General features: G+C 35.1%; 20 protein-coding genes. 8 read left to right on the top strand and 12 right to left on the bottom strand.

Going from position 1 to position 17,501, the window contains the following annotated elements; genetic code table 11:
* Positions 1-8: 8 nt before the first annotated feature.
* The 5 genes from Q0838_RS11605 to Q0838_RS11585 all read right to left on the bottom strand — a co-directional run bounded on the left by Q0838_RS11605 (position 9) and on the right by Q0838_RS11585 (position 3,955).
* Positions 9-539, bottom strand: coding sequence for a membrane lipoprotein lipid attachment site-containing protein (locus tag Q0838_RS11605; RefSeq protein WP_298955130.1), 531 nt, complete (start codon positions 537-539; stop codon positions 9-11).
* A gap of 76 nt (positions 540-615) precedes the next feature.
* Positions 616-1,830 carry a GTPase HflX gene (gene hflX / locus Q0838_RS11600; protein ID WP_298955127.1) on the bottom strand — a complete coding sequence of 405 codons (1,215 nt, stop codon included), beginning with the start codon at positions 1,828-1,830 and terminating at the stop codon, positions 616-618.
* 131 nt (positions 1,831-1,961) lie between these two features.
* Positions 1,962-2,423, bottom strand: a complete 462-nt coding sequence (locus tag Q0838_RS11595) for a hypothetical protein (protein ID WP_298955124.1) — start codon at positions 2,421-2,423, stop codon at positions 1,962-1,964.
* Between the two features lie 29 nt (positions 2,424-2,452).
* The gene (locus Q0838_RS11590; protein ID WP_298955121.1) at positions 2,453-3,493 is read right to left on the bottom strand and encodes a transporter; all 1,041 of its coding nucleotides are present in this window, start codon (positions 3,491-3,493) and stop codon (positions 2,453-2,455) included.
* Positions 3,494-3,595: 102 nt separating this feature from the next.
* Positions 3,596-3,955 carry a hypothetical protein gene (locus Q0838_RS11585; RefSeq protein WP_298955118.1) on the bottom strand — a complete coding sequence of 120 codons (360 nt, stop codon included), beginning with the start codon at positions 3,953-3,955 and terminating at the stop codon, positions 3,596-3,598.
* Between the two features lie 167 nt (positions 3,956-4,122).
* On the opposite strand from Q0838_RS11585, the gene Q0838_RS11580 reads away from it, so the two are divergent.
* The 4 genes from Q0838_RS11580 (at position 4,123) to Q0838_RS11565 (ending at position 7,042) form a co-directional block, all read left to right on the top strand.
* The gene (locus Q0838_RS11580) at positions 4,123-5,046 is read left to right on the top strand and encodes a histone deacetylase (RefSeq protein ID WP_298955115.1); all 924 of its coding nucleotides are present in this window, start codon (positions 4,123-4,125) and stop codon (positions 5,044-5,046) included.
* A 392-nt stretch (positions 5,047-5,438) separates the two neighbouring features.
* Positions 5,439-5,990, top strand: coding sequence for a hypothetical protein (locus tag Q0838_RS11575; protein WP_298955112.1), 552 nt, complete (start codon positions 5,439-5,441; stop codon positions 5,988-5,990).
* Positions 5,991-6,072: 82 nt separating this feature from the next.
* The gene (locus tag Q0838_RS11570) at positions 6,073-6,381 is read left to right on the top strand and encodes a hypothetical protein (RefSeq protein ID WP_298955110.1); all 309 of its coding nucleotides are present in this window, start codon (positions 6,073-6,075) and stop codon (positions 6,379-6,381) included.
* Positions 6,374-7,042 (top strand): ATP-binding cassette domain-containing protein, encoded by a 669-nt coding sequence (locus Q0838_RS11565; protein ID WP_298955107.1) that lies wholly within the window; start codon positions 6,374-6,376, stop codon positions 7,040-7,042. Before Q0838_RS11570 ends, Q0838_RS11565 begins: the two co-directional genes overlap by 8 nt.
* 32 nt (positions 7,043-7,074) lie before the next feature.
* On the opposite strand, the gene Q0838_RS11560 is transcribed toward Q0838_RS11565, so the two are convergent.
* The 4 genes from Q0838_RS11560 to Q0838_RS11545 form a co-directional block, all read right to left on the bottom strand.
* A complete protein-coding gene (locus Q0838_RS11560; protein ID WP_298955104.1) occupies positions 7,075-7,293 on the bottom strand; it encodes a hypothetical protein in 219 nt (72 codons plus the stop codon).
* A gap of 178 nt (positions 7,294-7,471) precedes the next feature.
* On the bottom strand, positions 7,472-7,636 hold the full coding sequence (locus Q0838_RS11555; RefSeq protein WP_298955102.1) for a hypothetical protein: 165 nt from the start codon (positions 7,634-7,636) through the stop codon (positions 7,472-7,474).
* Positions 7,637-7,803: 167 nt separating this feature from the next.
* On the bottom strand, positions 7,804-8,862 hold the full coding sequence (locus Q0838_RS11550) for a CNNM domain-containing protein (RefSeq protein WP_298955101.1): 1,059 nt from the start codon (positions 8,860-8,862) through the stop codon (positions 7,804-7,806).
* Positions 8,863-9,132: 270 nt separating this feature from the next.
* Positions 9,133-10,068, bottom strand: a complete 936-nt coding sequence (locus tag Q0838_RS11545) for an SPOR domain-containing protein (protein ID WP_298955099.1) — start codon at positions 10,066-10,068, stop codon at positions 9,133-9,135.
* A 560-nt stretch (positions 10,069-10,628) separates the two neighbouring features.
* On the opposite strand from Q0838_RS11545, the gene pheS reads away from it, so the two are divergent.
* From pheS to Q0838_RS11530, 3 genes are read left to right on the top strand one after another with little or no spacing between them, the layout of a single operon-like run.
* Positions 10,629-11,648 (top strand): phenylalanine--tRNA ligase subunit alpha, encoded by a 1,020-nt coding sequence (gene pheS, locus Q0838_RS11540; protein ID WP_298955095.1) that lies wholly within the window; start codon positions 10,629-10,631, stop codon positions 11,646-11,648.
* Between the two features lie 11 nt (positions 11,649-11,659).
* On the top strand, positions 11,660-12,055 hold the full coding sequence (locus Q0838_RS11535) for a GTPase (protein ID WP_298955092.1): 396 nt from the start codon (positions 11,660-11,662) through the stop codon (positions 12,053-12,055).
* Between the two features lie 48 nt (positions 12,056-12,103).
* On the top strand, positions 12,104-12,502 hold the full coding sequence (locus Q0838_RS11530; RefSeq protein WP_298955089.1) for a hypothetical protein: 399 nt from the start codon (positions 12,104-12,106) through the stop codon (positions 12,500-12,502).
* 359 nt (positions 12,503-12,861) lie between these two features.
* Here Q0838_RS11530 and Q0838_RS11525 read toward each other — a convergent pair whose 3' ends face one another.
* The 3 genes from Q0838_RS11525 to hemA form a co-directional block, all read right to left on the bottom strand.
* Positions 12,862-13,395 (bottom strand): 3-hydroxyanthranilate 3,4-dioxygenase, encoded by a 534-nt coding sequence (locus Q0838_RS11525; protein ID WP_298955086.1) that lies wholly within the window; start codon positions 13,393-13,395, stop codon positions 12,862-12,864.
* A 60-nt stretch (positions 13,396-13,455) separates the two neighbouring features.
* Positions 13,456-14,409, bottom strand: a complete 954-nt coding sequence (gene hemC, locus Q0838_RS11520) for a hydroxymethylbilane synthase (protein ID WP_298955080.1) — start codon at positions 14,407-14,409, stop codon at positions 13,456-13,458.
* A 595-nt stretch (positions 14,410-15,004) separates the two neighbouring features.
* Positions 15,005-16,258, bottom strand: coding sequence for a glutamyl-tRNA reductase (gene hemA, locus Q0838_RS11515; RefSeq protein ID WP_298955077.1), 1,254 nt, complete (start codon positions 16,256-16,258; stop codon positions 15,005-15,007).
* A gap of 191 nt (positions 16,259-16,449) precedes the next feature.
* Between hemA and Q0838_RS11510 the strand changes: the two genes are divergently transcribed.
* On the top strand, positions 16,450-17,325 hold the full coding sequence (locus tag Q0838_RS11510; RefSeq protein ID WP_298955075.1) for an AraC family transcriptional regulator: 876 nt from the start codon (positions 16,450-16,452) through the stop codon (positions 17,323-17,325).
* Positions 17,326-17,501 lie beyond the last annotated feature (176 nt).

Genomic DNA, 17,501 nt, shown 5'->3' with positions numbered 1-17,501 from the left:
CTTACAGTTTATTTATTTAATTGTAAAGTATCGATAAGAGTCGATATTTGATCTTCCAACCTATAAGGACTTTGCATTCTAAAATATGTATCGTTTTCGATTTCAAAAAGTCTCCCTAGATAAAGAGCAAAAAAATCTGGATCCAGATATTTTTCATCATAAGCAGTCTTAAATTTAGGATACATTTTTCTTCTAATATTAGGCTCAGAAGAATGATGAACTACTAAGGCAGGAACCCTAGATTGAGATTCATTGAACACGTTTTTACTTGGGTACTCATAGTTATCTAGATACCATTTGATTTTAGATAAGTTAACAGCATCTGCTTCATTCATTCTATGATAGTAGGCTTTTTCACTTAATTCAGTTTCAGATAGACCTTCTCTAACCGCCTGGTCAGATTCAAACACCTCTTGAAGAAATGCTTTTCTATCTTCCATAGTTTTCAGTTCTTCTCCAATAAACGTTTGTGCTGTTTGTTTTTGCTGGCAAGAGCTTAAAGTTACTAGTAGTACTAGTGCAAAAATGACTTTTTTCATAAGGCAACTTTTCATACTTAAATATAAAAAGGGTGGAACTAACTCCACCCTTTTTAATCATAAATAATATTTTCTATTACTCTTCCTCCTCTACATATTCAGGATATAAAAATGCGTTATAAGGAAAACGCTTTACGTGAATCTCACGAACACGATCATATACTTTTTTACGGAAATCGTTCATATTTTCTTTTTCGGTAGCCGAAATAAAGATCACGTTTTCACCCATTTTTGCCATCCATGTTTCACGCCATTCTTCTAGTGAGTAATGAGCAGAAGTACGCTCTTCCATTAAATCAGTTTCGTCATAATCTTGAGCCTTATAAGCATCAATTTTATTAAAAACCATAATCATAGGCTTATCGGTCGCATCTATTTCTCCCAAAATTCTATTTACAGAAGCAATATGATCTTCAAAAGATTCATGAGATATATCTACTACATGAAGCAGTAAATCAGATTCTCGGACTTCATCTAACGTAGATTTAAAAGACTCTACCAGCTGTGTAGGCAACTTTCTTATAAACCCTACCGTATCTGTCAATAAAAAAGGCATGTTGCGCAGCACTACTTTGCGTACCGTAGTATCTAATGTTGCAAAGAGTTTATTTTCTGCAAAGACCTCACTTTTTGCAACGGTATTCATCAACGTGCTTTTCCCAACATTTGTGTAACCGACTAACGCTACACGAACTAATGCACCACGATTACCACGTTGTGTGGACATTTGCTTATCTATGGTCAGGAGTTTTTTCTTAAGTAACGTGATGCGATCGCGTACAATACGTCTATCGGTTTCTATTTCAGTTTCTCCAGGACCACGCATTCCTATACCACCTTTTTGTCTTTCAAGGTGTGTCCATAATCCTACTAATCGAGGTAAGAGGTATTCATACTGCGCCAGTTCTACCTGAGTACGTGCATAACTAGTTTGTGCTCGTTGTGCAAATATGTCTAGAATCAAATAGGTTCTATCAATAATTTTTGCCTCGAGAATTTTTTCAATATTCTTTTGCTGAGATGGAGAAAGCTCATCATCAAAAATAATGGTACCTATATTATGTGATTGCACATAGGCTGCGATTTCTTCCATCTTACCCTTTCCTACAAAAGTCTTAGGATTGGGTTTTTGCATTTTTTGATGAAAACGTTTACTAACGGTTGCACCAGCAGTGTAAGCTAGAAACTCTAACTCATCCATGTATTCATTAAGCTTATCTTCATTTTGTTGTTGAGTAACAACACCTACGAGGATTGCTTTTTCGTATTCGTGATTTTCTAATTCTAACATAAAGATTTTTAGACTGTAACAAAGATACTTTTTTCCCTTAAAGCGAGCATACTATTTAATAAGAGCTTATGAAATGAAAAAAGTCGCATTACCATCTGATAACGCGACTTTTAAGATAGATAAAATTCTAATTAGTTAGCTAAAATTTCTTTAGCATTTGCAATGGCCGTCATCGTGTGATCTCTTAATTCTTTAATCTCTACCACTTCTTGTTCTAAAACTGGCATTTTTTTATCAAGATCTGCTTTAGTTTCTGGAGATGGTTCACCATAAGGAAATTTCTCAGAATAGTCTACCATCCAGTCCATCATACCGTCGTGAGATACTTTTAAGTTTGCTGCCGTTGCATCTAATTTCATTAATTGATCATCACTTAACTCAGCTTCTTCTTTACTAGCAACTAGTTCTCCTTTGAGCTCCATAAGCTCTCCCATTTTAGGCATGATCTGGTCATGAACCTCCATCGCCTCAGTCATAAGAAGGTCGTAGGCTTCTATTTGCTTTTGTAACGCTATCTCTTCTTTACTAGGCTCGTTCTTACATGAAGTAATAGTTAACACCGCCAGAAGTAAAATGTAAATTAAATTTTTCATAGTTTTTCTTTCAAAGTTAATGGAATAAATTAAAATGCATATTGCAATCCTGCAGTAAACACGTCTTGATTCTTAAGCTGTACGCCATTAAATTCTTGTACAATAGGCAAGCTATATTCTAAGCCTAGTCTAAAACCTTTTAATGATCCAGAAGGCGCATAAAGATTAACACCTAGTCCACCATTTAACCAGCTACCACCAGAATTGCGAGTGTCTGCAGTAATGACCATTAACGGATTTAAATCCGGATTTGCACCATCGATATTTTCTACCTTAACTGCTTCTATACGAGTTGACACGCTTAACCAGTCTGTCGCCTTGTAAGCAGCCCAGTTGTTCCAGTTTAAACGATCTCCCAGCGTGTAACCATTATCGTTATCGCTGAATCTTTTTTCACCTCTCATTTGAGAACCCCAAGAAAAATTCTTGCTTTGTCCTAAATAAGTAACAGCAAGAATACCGCTATAAGTACCACTACCTACCTGCATAGGATAAGGTAAAACCACATCGTTACCCATACTCGCAGGAATCACATCTTCATTATCGATAGAACCTGTAGGAATGGAAACTCCTAACTGTGCATGAAGTCTATAAGTAGGCTTCTTAAAAAACTGATAAAGTGCAGATAGCGATGTATCTCCTAATCCACTAGACTCTGTAGTAAAAGTACCACCCATAGCAGTTAAGTGCTCCATGCTCATACCCATATACATAGTCATTGCCATAAGCGTTAACTTATCTGTAGGTGCATACATAGCTCCTAACATGTGCATATTCATAGTCATTTCTGTAGGAGTAACCATATAATCACCACCGTTAGGTAGTAAAACGCTCTCAAAAGAAACATCTTCACTACCTCTTTTTAAGTCCTTCATGGTAGTTGTGGCAAATCTATAAGAGATCATAAATTCTCCCTTAGCATGTGTATGGTCACCCATGACATTAATAGGCGCATGAGCATCTGGACGGTTACCCTTATAAGTGTGCTCTGTAGATGTAGTGTTGTTATTGCTTTGCGCAAAAGCTGACATACCAGCAAGCAGTGCAGCTATAAATTGAATTTTTTTCATAGTACTATATTTCTACTCACGCCTATTTTTTTTTTGGAGGCATAAGTAATTAAAAGAATATCCCATCAAATCGATGGCATAGAATAATTAAAACTGAAGTAGTTAAGAAAGCAACCTAGGAGGCGGATTGCAACTCCAAGAAATAGAGTACCTGTAAGAATTATGATAACTGAAGTTATTATGAATATTATCACTCCATAGCAGTGTCAAATAATCATTATCCATTACCTGAAAATAAAGAGGATAAAAAGCATTTGCCAGCTGTGCAGTCTTAGAATTTAAACCAGTGTCTTCCTGAGTAACTAGAGTGATTTGCTTATTCAGGTGGCACTTACCATTGCATTTTAATTGCGGCCTTTCTTTATTTACACAATACTTTGCCACTATCACATCTATATTCATTTGAAAATAGAGATAATAACTCGCCTGATATGCTGGTCGCATAGCAAATGCCGTTAACATTAAAATTGCAAAAAATGATTTGATAAAACACTATTTATTGCAAAGATAATAGACAGAAAAAGCTCTATAAAATAAAAGTGTTTTAAATTTCAAATAGATGTAATTCTATTCACCTTACTAAGACTTATTTTTGAAAGCACCATAAAATAACTTAAAACAAGAATTCATTGTTTCCTATAGCTTATCATTCTATCTACCAGCATGAGTTACCAGATAGACATCGCTTTCCCATGATTAAATATGAACTATTAACTCAACAATTATTACATGAAGGAACAGCCATAGCATCGGACTTTTTTGAACCTAGTAAACTATGTCCTGACATAGATGTCTTAAGAGTACATACCGATCAGTATCTTAAGGATTTAAAAGAACTTACTTTAGATAAGAAAGCGATTAGAAAAACAGGTTTTCCATTCAGCGCACTACTAGTAGAGCGCGAGTTGAGAATTGCCCAAGGCACCATAGATGGCTGTCTCAAGGCATATGATCATCGCATTGCTATGAATATAGCAGGCGGTACACACCATGCTTATACTGATCATGGAGAAGCATTCTGTTTATTAAATGATCAGGCTATCGCTGCAAGATATTTGCAACACCACCATCTTGCCGATAAAATTCTAATCGTAGATCTAGATGTACACCAAGGAAATGGCACAGCTCAAATATTTCAAAATGACGACAGTGTATTCACATTTTCCATGCACGGTGCAGGAAATTATCCATTTAAAAAAGAACAATCAGATATAGACATAGCTGTACCAGATGGGTCAGGTGACGACTATTATCTCAACGAACTTAAAAACATATTACCAGATCTCATCCATCAAGAAAAACCAGATTTCATATTTTACCTATGTGGTGTAGATGTCCTAGAGAGTGATAAACTAGGGAGATTAAGTATGAGTCTAGAAGGTTGTAAAAGAAGAGATGAATTTGCGTTGTCCGCTTTCGCGAAAGCGAGATCAAAAAAAGATTCTTTCACACCAGTACAATGCAGTATGGGCGGCGGTTATTCTCCAGAAATAAAAACCATTATCGAGGCACATGCCAATACTTTTAGAGCAGCACGGGAGATTTTTATGTAAAACCTCTCTTAATCCAGCTGGTTAATCATTTATTTGAGCCAATCTTTACTTTTAATGCTACGAGCAAATAAACAAAGTGCCACTGATAATACAGGGACAACTATAAAGAAAGTACGGTCTCCAGTTTCAATGCTCCACAGATTTACAGAAAGGCCATAAATTCTACAAATTATTACGGCCAGTAAAGAGATTAAAGCGAGCATAACGGCTTGCCTACTTTTAAACAATAAGGTGACGCAACAAAAAAAAACTGTAAATACCGTATTTAAAAGAACAAGATAAATCTATAAGTCTATTCCATGGTAAAAATTAAATTTTGCAGAAAATAAAAGTTTTGGCACTTTCTTTGTCTTAAGATATGCGAACTTTGCAAAAGCATCGTTAACTACATTATGAAGACCAGACTGCCTTTTATTTTTCTATTTATTTTCCTCACCTTTTTGAGCAATGCTCAAGAAAAAGAGACGACAGTAGAACTACCATTAACTGATAATTGTAAAGTATTATTAAGTAGCAAATTAGACTTTTTAATCAATGGAAGCTTTCAAGACGAATCTAGTCTTAGAAAAGAAATAAGCCGTTTAAAGGAGTGTGGTTTAGATGATTTTGATGTGAGATTCTTTGGCCGCATGGAGTCCATGTCTGCCATGTTGCGCAAGATGACCAAAGAGAAGCAAATAGAACAACTGACTTTTGAAGATTTATTTACTCAGATAGAAAAAATTAAAGCTACTAATGGATTTACACAAGTAAAGAAAATTACTTCATTATCTGAAACTCTTGCCACACGCAAAGGAAATCTTAAAAACTGGAATCAAGACATTAACCTTTTTCAGGAATTAGGCGCTTCAAAAAATGTAATAGCACAGGTTTATGAATATCTAGAATCTCATCCTGAAAATACTAAAACGTATCAGGAAATTTTAGAATCTTTTAAAAACTAATTCTGTTTCAAAGTAATAGATTATTAATTAAAGTTTTAAAAATGAAAGTTTTAAAACTTACCTAAAAGTATTTAATTCCCGCATGTGGTACCATAAAATTAATCTCTGGTTCACCTGGCGTATAATGCTCTACAATAGTTGTTTTTCACTTTTAAGTCTAGCACTTGCTACATCTATTACAGACTACTACACTACCATAATCATTTTTCTTACTGCTGGATTTATAGTCGGTATTATAGGGCAACGTATTATTCATAAACGTGAAGAGTACGTTTTTCAAAACCTAGGTATCTCTAACTTTCAACGGTACACTTTTGCCTACGTAGCACATTTAGTAATTGCTATAATCGCTGCATTATTAATCGTTCTAATAGAGTTGCTATATGCCTAAACTACGCGTACAAATAAACAACTCTAAAAAAGTTTTTTGGCAAAATAATGCCATGGCCATGCTATCCCATATAGATTTAGTATTAGAAAAAGGTCAAGTAGTAGGCCTGTTAGGTAGAAATGGCTGTGGAAAATCTACCTTAATGAATATCATTTTCGGAAAATTAAAAGTAAACGCTGTAGCGCATTACGACCGAAAAGCGATCCAGTTACACGATCATTTAAAACATCAACTCGTTGCATATTTGCCTCAAGAACCTTTTATGATAAGCTCAGGCACTGTAGTAGACGCAGTCCAGATGTGGTATCCAGATCCTGAAGATCAAGATAAGATCTTATATGAACCTATGATTCATAAGATACATCATGTAAAAGTAAATTCGCTCTCACTAGGAGAGAGAAGATTTCTTGAATTCATGCTAGTCATACACACCTACAGACCATTTATTCTACTAGACGAACCTTTTTCTATGCTCGCTCCACTTCAAATAGAACGTGTGAAAGAAATTATAAAAACAGTAAAACCTAGAAGAGGTATTTTAATGAGTGATCATTACTATGATAACGTACTGGAGATGTCAGACATTTGCTATATTCTTAAAGAATCTACTCTAGTAGCTGTGGAAAATGAAGAACATTTAAGAAATAATCTTTACATATAAGTTTAAAGCAGACCGCTATGAAGTCTTTTTTCCTAGGCAAAAGTATTTCTATGCAATTTTACATTAGACTTACTCATAGGACTGTACTCATTAAGAAGCTCTTCTATAAGATCCTTTGCTGCCTCTGGCTTCTTGCGATCTATTAAAAATTGAGCTAGGACTAGTCGTTCTGGATAATGAGAATATCTTACATCGGGAGATATCAATTGCTTTTCGGCATCGTTTAATTTACCTAATTCTTTATAAGACATTCCTAGAAAAAAAATGAATCTTGGACGCTGTTAACTCTGAATTGGCTTTTAAAGATCTAGCAACCTCGATAACCTTTTCATAGTTTTTAAGATGATAATGAGTTGTCACTAGTCACCCTTGTGCATAAGCATTATTTTTATGAGCACCGCCCAAAACGGTTTCATACTTATCTAATGCTTATTGATATTCTTGTTTCTTAAAATAATCATCAGCTAGTGCCAGACGATTTGCAAAGGTGTCAGAAAACTTCACTTTATTAATAAGGTCGTTAATCTTTTTAATGGAATTAATGACCGTAGTAATCTCCTCTGTAATTACTTGAGCGTCATTATTTTTAAGCACATTAAGCACTAAATAAATAAGACACCCTATAACCAGAAGAAGAAATAGGATCGCTTACCAGTATACTTCACTTCTATTCTTATAAGCATGATAACAGCAAAATACTCGTACAGCAACAGTTAGGTAATAAAAGATCATTTTTCAAGAGTTAAATGCAACTGCTAGAATTACTTATTACGCTTTTCCCAATTCTTGCGTGCAAGTTGTTGCATGTCTTCTACTTTATCACTCTCGTCCATAATCTCAAGACCTAACATACTCTCTATTACATCTTCCATAGTAGCCACACCTTGTATACTACCAAAATCATCTACCGCAAGTGCTATATGCTCCTTAGTAGCGATCATGGTTTCAAATAACTGCGGAATAGGTAAACTAGCTGGCACCATCGTTATTTCCCTTCTTAAATCTTCAAGTGTGTTTGCAGGTTTATCATTAATAATATCAGATAGTATATGATCCTTAAGAACATACCCTTTGATATCATCCCTATTTGCACCGAATATAGGAATACGAGAAAATCTCAAATCTTTATTTTGATCAAAGAATTCTCTAATAAGCATCGTTTGTGGCGCCATAAACATCACAGATCTGGGCGTCATGATATCCTGCACCATAATACTATTAAAATTCATTAAACTTTTAATATACTGACCTTCTGTAGGTTCAAAAACTCCTTCTTGCTCTGCTGTTTCAGTAATCGCGACGAAGTCCTCACGAGTCATTGAATTCATGTGAGCACTTTTACCGATAGCTTTTGTTGTTAATTGCAACACCCATAAAATTCCGGTCCATTTTAATGGAAATATCATGATATTAAGAGCGCGAGTCGTAAAACCAGCAAGACCTTTCCAGTAGGTTGCCCCTATGGTCTTAGGAATAATCTCAGAAACTACTAAAATTAATACCGTCATAATAGCAGACACCACACCTACTAGAGGTATCCCAAAAACATCAGCACGATAACCTTCTCCCACTAATGCCTCAGCTTGCACACCGACTAGAATAGCACCTACCGTATGCGCTAGTGTGTTTAAAGTAAGGATAGCGATTAAGGGTTTATCTACATCTTCTTTTAAGGTCTTTAAAGAAGAAACATAAGAAGCACCTTCTTGTTCCTTTACTTTAACATAGGTGCCAGTGACACTTAATAAAACTGCTTCTAAAATAGAACACAGAAAGGAAAAGAAAATAGAAACAACGGCATAGATAATAAGTAATGTCATGATAAGTTGATTTGATTACGTAAAAATAAACAATTCTACCGCTGTGATTATAAATTTGTTATTAAGACCTTATTTATTAGTCCTTTTTAATAGGCTCACACTTTTTTTACTAGTAGAATAAACTAGAAACCGGCCGGCATCTTCTTGTTTTAATTACTGACTACCATGCTTAACAATCTTTCTTCTATAAGTGTTTAAGAATAGGACGCAATAGATACTCTCCTATATTCAGGTTCTTTGTTAAACAATTTTAAAAAGGTAATTGAAATCTTACTTAGGCAAACTACCGGTTAACAACCAGGCTTTATCAAAACCTAGAGCTCTCAATTTAATAAGCTCGTTAGTTGCGTCATCACGGTCTACAAAACTGGAAAATGCAACATTATGAAGACCAAAAGAGTTAACACCTATACGTTTTGCATCAAAACCTTTACGTTTTAATTGCTCAACACGCTTATCTGCATTTGCAGGATCACGGAAAGCGCCCGCAACAACATGAAAGTTTTTAGTTAACGGTACAACTTCCAAAGAGATGGTAGGCAAAGGTTCATTTATTAAAAAGCTAGCGCTTTCAATATTAGAAATTACTTTTTCTGCAGCTAACTGCTCTACGGCAATAGCATCTGTCTTAACTTGAGATTGATAACCTCTAAAACCGAGGCCTAGACCTAAAAGAATAACTCCCGCAGCGGCATAACGCACCCAAGAACCGGAATTAGTTTTAGGCGTTTCTAACTCTACAACAGCCACCTCTTCTACCACATGCTCTTCAGTAACAACTGGCAGCCTATCGATCGCAAATGTCTCGTGAGAAGTAAGTCCAAAAGCTTCTGGCAAGTAATTAACCAGATACATAGGCGTAAATTGTAGCGCCTTTTCTTCATTACGAGAAAAACGACCTACTTTATGTATGGTTACAGAACCATTCTTATCCATTTCTAAATCTAGAAAACGCACATAATTACGTATCTCTTGAATAGACTCATCATAAGTCACATTTGACACGCTTGCTATATAGTTAGCAAGTAATCCATCATTTTGTTGGATTTGCGCATTAAAGCTCAAACCTTTCTTAGGTGGGTATATAGTATGACTGCTAGCAAAATGTTGCGCAGGAACGCGACGCGAGATAAAAGCTCCAAAACCTGGAACGACTACACACTCGTGTCGGTACAATAAATCTGATATGTAAGTAGCGATTTGCATGTGACAAACATAAAAATTAAAACAAAACGATCAAGCACTTGGGGTAACTAGTTATTAAGAAATTGAGGTCAACGTAGCTAACTCATTAATTTTTAACGATTCCGCTTTCGCGAAAGCGTAACATTTCACATCCATTTAATCATGAACAGCCGCTAGAAACCTTTTATTCACCTTAAAAAACAGCATATATGTACTCTGACTCTACCTATAAAAAGCAAATGAAACCTTTCTTATTTAAAGAAACCACAGTAAAGCAGTTCTATGTGAAACGCTTCATACAGTCAGTAATCTTATTTTATAATTTCCATGAAATAGTTAAGTATTTTATCTTATCATATTTGCCCTACTTTTCTTTATGGCGCAGTTTTTTTGAAAACTATGAATAAACTATTAAAACAAAGATTCTACCTATGGGCCGTCGCTAGTTGTAGTGCCCTTAGGCGATCCCTTTAGATTTTATTACTGAGATACATTTATAACAGACAGCGAGAATTCTGAACGATATATGACTAGAAAGCACCTTAAAAATGATTAAATTTGCCGGCTTATAACGTGAGATCATGCTGGATAAAGTAAAAGAACATATTGAAAAAGTACAAGCCTTTAAAGCAGATTCTAAGGAGTCTATCGAGGCTTTTAGAATTGAATACCTAGGTTCTAAAGGGTTACTTAAAGACCTGTTTGCAAAGTTTAAGGAGGTTCCTAATGAGCAGAAAAAAGCATTCGGTCAGGCGATTAATGAACTTAAAGAAAAAGCCAAAGAAAAGGTTGAATCTTTAAAAAAAACTATAGAATCTAAACAAGAAGAAGCCGGTATTTACGGCGACCTTACACGTACTGCATTTCCTATGGAAATAGGCGCAAGACACCCTATATCTCTAGTAAAAAACCAAATCATTGAGGTATTCTCTCGCATAGGTTTTAATGTAAGTGAAGGCCCTGAAATAGAAGATGACTGGCACAATTTTACAGCATTAAACCTACCTGCACATCACCCAGCACGTGATATGCAAGACACTTTTTTTATACAGACAGATCCAGATGTGCTATTAAGAACACACACCTCTAGCGTACAAGTGCGTTATATGGAGGATAACAAACCGCCTATAAGAACTATTTCTCCAGGTCGTGTTTTCCGTAATGAAGCGATAAGCGCTCGTGCACATTGTATATTCCATCAGGTAGAAGGGCTTTATATAGATAAAGATGTGAGCTTTGCAGACATGAAGCAGACTTTACTATATTTCACTCAAGAAATGTTCGGTAAGTCTAAAATACGCTTGCGTCCATCATATTTCCCTTTTACAGAACCTAGTGCCGAGATTGATATCTACTGGGGTCTAGAAACAGAAACCGATTATAAAATAACTAAAGGTACTGGCTGGCTAGAAATAGGAGGTTGCGGTATGGTAGACCCTGCTGTACTGTCTAACTGCGGTATCAATCCTGATGAGTACAGTGGTTTTGCTTTTGGTATGGGTGTAGAACGTATCGCGATGTTATTGTATCAAATAGGCGACATACGTATGTTCTTTGAGAATGACGTACGTTTTTTAAAGCAGTTTTCTAACACCTTATAAAAGGCAGCTTTGTGAAATCAGAACTCGTTTTTGTTTACAACTCAAACTCTGGTAAACTTAATGCATGGCTAGATAGCGCGCATAAGATCATAAGTCCTAAAACTTATGAGTGCAGACTGTGCGACCTTACTTATGGAATTTTTAAAGAAAAAGTAGAATGGGCTCGCTTTTGCGAAAGCGTGACTAAAACCTATCCATCGATAGAATTAAAGTTTTTACACATAGATGAGTTTGAGAAGGAATACGCCTCAAAGTGGCTGCCTAAGTATGAATACCCTTGTATTCTATTAAGCACATATGCGACAGTCTCTGGTTTTGAAATTTTAATGAGCCCTGGTGAAATGAATGAAATCACCACCACGCTAGACCTTATCAATGTTCTAGAATCTAAATTGAAAGCCATTTAATAATATAGTTGCACTATCTTTTATAGATACAAATCAATATAAAAATTCATGAAAAAAGACATCGTTATACCAGAGGTAAAGGACGTTTATATCGCTATCGTAAAAGAAGACAATAAAGAAAAAACGGCACAAGACTGGATCGTTTATTTAATTAATGACGGTCTGGAACCCATTGAATCTATTATGATCATGAGTCGTGGTAAACATGAGGACGGTCGCAAGACTTCTATATTTAGACATGCCTTTAAATTAGCCGCTGCACAATCAGCTTTAAAGGTAGAACTGATCATGGAAGACATATTTCCATTTGAGAACGATTTTATACTTACTTATTTCATAGGTACTACCTTATATGATCACGTATTCACTGCAGCACCACATTCCATAGATGAGGAGAGATTTACAGCTTTGCCTGTAATGAATCAAGAGGGAATTTTACTTTCTTAAATAGGCAATTACCCTCTTGAGCCTATTATAAAAAACCAATTATAAACTACTGAAAGAATAGGTAAAAACCTCATTTACAAAACTTAAATATATTACTTGTAGAACCATCCACAAGTCATCTAAATGCGAGTTTTATTATGCATAAAAGCCTACTAGAAAGTAATAGCTATCTATTTATGTCTAATCTAGCGATGTAGATACCTACTTAAAATGAAAGTGTCCTACTTATAGACCAATAAATCGCATAAATAACATAAATAGTTTCAACAAGCTTTTTAAGTCGAACTCAGATTTACATTTCGTAAGAAATCATAAACTTATTTGAGTTAGGTTTTTTTACATGTAAAAACTAAGTTGACTTACTCCACGAATCTAACATCTGTAGGCATAGTCGTGTTACAATTATTGCAGGTACGCAATTTTTCACTTGCATAAAACTCTATAAATCGAGGCTGAAAATCTTTCTCAATATCTTCTAGCCTAAAAAATGTCTCATGCAATTTATGATTGCAATTATCGCAATACCATAATAAACCATCTATCGCACCAGCTTCTAGACGCTTGCGTTCTATCACTAGCCCTATAGAATTTTCATGTCGCACAGGAGAATGAGGCACTTTGGCCGGATGTAAATACATATCTCCAGGACCTAATTTCATAGTACGCTTTTTACCATTTTCCTGAATATGAACCTCAATATGACCTTCTAGTTGGTAAAAAAGCTCTTCAGTTTCATTATAATGATAATCTTTACGAGCATTAGGACCTGCCACTACCATTACTATATAATCTCCCGCATCTTTATACAGATTCTTATTACCTACTGGTGGCTTTAAAAGATCTCTATTATCTTCTATCCACTTATTAAGATTAAAAGGTGCTTGAATAGCCATTTATTATCGTTTTATTTTAGAAATTAAAGGTAATAAATACTTCTTAAAGACATTTTGTAATTATTTCAACTCTGTTTTAATTTCTGCCATTAATTCTTTTCCTCCTTGAAAAAGAACTTTTTGTGATTGTGCTTTCGCGAAAGCGATACATGCATCTTTATCTACATTATCAAACCAAGGCATAGAGCCGTTTACATCGATACGCTGCTTGCCATCGAGACTCATCAATGTGCCTTTAAAAGTTAACTGATCTTCTTTTACCACAGCTATTGCACCTATAGGAGCAGTACAACCACCTTCTAGATCACGCAAGAATGCTCGTTCCATATCTACGCATACTGCAGTCTGTTGGTGGTTAAGCGCCGCAACAGCAGTTAAAACTTCTTTATTGCTATCCATGGCTGTAATCATCATAGCACCTTGTGCTGGTGCTGGGATAAAACTATCGAGATCGGTAAATTCAAAACCATAATTTGCTTTTAATTTTGCGAGGAGACCTATGCGATCTAGACCTGCTTTGGCAAATATGGCAGCACTCCACTCTTTATTAGTATGCAACTTAGATAATCGTGTGTTTACATTACCACGTAGATCTACAACATGATGATGGCTGTATAAGTCCAGCCACTGCGATTTACGACGTAAACTACCAGTTGCTATCGTAGTTTCTTCGTCTGGATTAAAATTACTTTTATAAACCAGTATGTCCTTAGAAGATGCTCTTTCCATTACCGCTGCCTGGACCATTCCTTTAGGTAACTGAGTAGGTACATCTTTAAGACTGTGGACAGCAATATCTATTTCTCCTTTTACTAGCGCCACATCTAGTGTTTTAGTGAAAATACCAGTGATACCCATCTCATATAAAGGTTCTGTTAAATTAAGGTCTCCTTGGGATTTTACGGGATGCAAGATCGTTTTATGACCCAATGCTTCTAACTGTGCTTGTACCGTTTTTGCTTGCCACATAGCAAGTTCACTATCTCTGGTTCCTATTCTTATTATACTAGACATACTTTTAAATCTATTTAAAAAATGTGGTTCTCATTTTTAATTTTTCAACTAGGTTTTCTAACCATGTTTCTAAAAGCACAAATATAACTGCAATAAGTAAGGAATGAGCTAAAACTATTACATGTGTACCAAACATAAAGTCTATATGAGCAGTGTGCGTAGGTGGTAAATAATCACGTCACATAGATTTACTATAACCACCTGACGTGACCTACAGAAACTCCTACTAGAAAAAAAAATCAGTAAGAAAAAGAAGTATAATTACACTACTTATATTAGTTACAAACAGCATAAACAGTAAGATTAAACGCTCTAACCCTATTTCTATATAAAAAAGAAGAATAAGCATTATTTCATCTGTTTAAGTTGAAAACTGCCTGATCTGTTAAAGAATAAAGTGATGACGAGTAACACATTAAATAAACAGTTAGCTAGAATCAAAAACTCATTATTTATGAGACTATATTACTCGATATGTATGGCAGTAGCGATAAGAAGTAGGTAAAAGATATATTTACAAAACCGAGACTGATGAAATTTGCATCATTAATCTCTTAAATATCAAAGAGAATATTACAGCCAAAACCGACAGCTGTTAGGAATTTAATTGCCCTAGCTTAAAAACTTTATTTAATAACTCGATAGCCTCTTCTGTACTTTCTTGTTCATTGCGCAAATGATTTGCAAAATGACCTGCTATTTTTTGTATAATTTTATCGGCAATAAGATCTGCTTGTTCTTGATTAAAATCAATAATCTTAGTCCTATTGCTTTTAATTTCTGCTTCTTTAAGAGTAGAAAGCTTTGTTTTTAAGGCATTCATAGTAGGTGCAAAACGACGTGACTCTTGCCATAATTTAAACTCACTATGTATATCTTTGATAATTTGATGCGCTTGCGGTATAAAGTTCTCGCGATTTTGAAGGGTGCGATTAGTAATTTTAGAAAGCTCATCTAGGTGTACTAGTTTTACATTATCTAGTTCCCTAACGTTCTCGTTTACATTCTTAGGTATAGAAAGATCTAAAATAAGCAAAGGCTTATTAGTGAATATCAAATCTTTAGAAACCGTAGGATTTTGCGCTCCAGTTGCTACTATAAGGATATCTGTTTGAGCAATTTGCTCTTCTAATTGCGCATAATCTTTTACGACTAGGTCAAATTTACCGGCAATACGCTCTGCTTTATCCTTTGTTCTATTAATAAGTGTAATCTCCTTGTTATCTGTATGTTTAATAAGATTTTCACAAGTATTGCGTCCTATTTTCCCAGTACCGAATAGAGTTATATTTTGATTAGACCCTTTTTCAAAATTCTCTAAAATATAAAGCACACTAGCAAAACTAACGGAAGTTGCACCACTACTCAAATCAGTTTCTGTTTTAATGCGTTTGCTAGCCTGTATAACAGCATTAATTAATCGCTCCATATAAGGATTGACCATTTGATAGGATTTTGATTTCTTAAAAGACATTTTAAGCTGACCTATAATCTCAAAATCACCCAAAATCTGACTATCCAGACCTGTTCCTACCGTAAAAAGGTGGTCGTTTGCGGCTTCATTTTGATAGACATAAGCTATTTTTTCCAACTCTTCTACCGTTCCATGAGAATGCTCACACAACAATTTAATTAGTTGAAAAGAATTATGCGCAAATCCATATAGCTCTGTACGGTTACATGTAGAAATAACGGCTAGAGAAGGAATACCTTCTTCCTTAGCCTGTACTAGCAGGTTATCAATAGCCTGTGCACTCAAGGAAAAAGAGCCACGCGTGACAGCGTCTGCCTTGCGGTAACTAATTCCTATTGCATAAAATGTGAAATGTGATGCTGCTGCCGCGGCCATATATTACTTTCTGTAGTAGTCCACAAAATTAACAGAGCACAGGCTTTAAAAATAACGCTTAACGATCCTTTTTCGTCGCTATGAGTTATCTTTGCTTTATAGAACTGTATAATAGACTATTGATGGTGCTTATCTCGCTTTCGCGAAAGCGGAATAACACTTATTTAGAGTCGTTTTAAATAACAATGAAAATGGAAAACATCGCTAAAGGTGCTGGAGAGGTAACTATCATAGAAGACGGATTTCACGTCATACGTTTAAAAAATGATAGTGCAGAAAAAACAACTTTTTCACATCATGTAGATAGTAGCTTTTTACAGTTTCACTACTGTCTTAAAGGAAGCGTGCAACTCGCTTTTAATGAAGGTAGTTACAAACTAGATTTAAAAGAACAGAATTCCTACTTGCTATATAATCCGTCACGCGACTTACCTATGGACTTAAGTATAGCGCCTAACACATGGTTTATATCTGTACTGGTTTCTATTAAGAAATTTCACTCTCTTTTTTCTCCAGACGCACGACATGTTAGTTTTTTAAGTGCCGATAATAAGGATAAAAAATATTATGTAGATGGAAAAATATCTCCTTCTATGGCCGTTGCATTACACCAGTTAATGAACTACAACCTCAACGACACCATAAAACAACTTTATTTTAAAGGTAAGTCCTACGAGCTATTATCCTTATATTTCAATACAGAAGAAGAAGCTAATCTAGAGGCTTGCCCATTTCTAGCTGACGAAGAAAACATGCGCAAAATAAAACGAGCTAAAGAAATCGTAATAGAACGTATGACAGATTTACCTTCTTTACAAGAGCTCTCTATAGAGATAGGGTTATCACTTAAGAAATTAAAAGAAGGCTTTAAAGAAGTATATGGAGACACTGTTTTTGGTTTTGCACTAAGTCATAAAATGGATTACTCTCGTCAGTTACTCGATAGCGGCCAGCATAATGTTAACGAGGTAGGTTTAAAAGTAGGGTACTCTACTGGTAGTCATTTTATAAGTGCATTTAAAAAAAAATATGGAACAACGCCTAAGAAATATATTTCTGGCAAGTAAAATGAAATAGTAAAAGCCACTCTCTTAAAAATCTAACATAAAACCAAAACCTTTTCACCAGACCTAAAGGATGAGGTTTCTCATAATCCTAATAAAAAATATAGAGGTAGTCACTTAATTACTTACTAATTCTGATTGATTCATCCTGTCATGTTTCACCATCTTTATCATTAGAT

Origin of the sequence: uncultured Nonlabens sp. (assembly GCF_947495285.1) — a bacterium.
GTDB lineage: Bacteria > Bacteroidota > Bacteroidia > Flavobacteriales > Flavobacteriaceae > Nonlabens.
The sequence above is the reverse complement of the archived record's forward strand: the minus strand, read 5'-3'. Positions and strand labels throughout refer to the sequence as shown.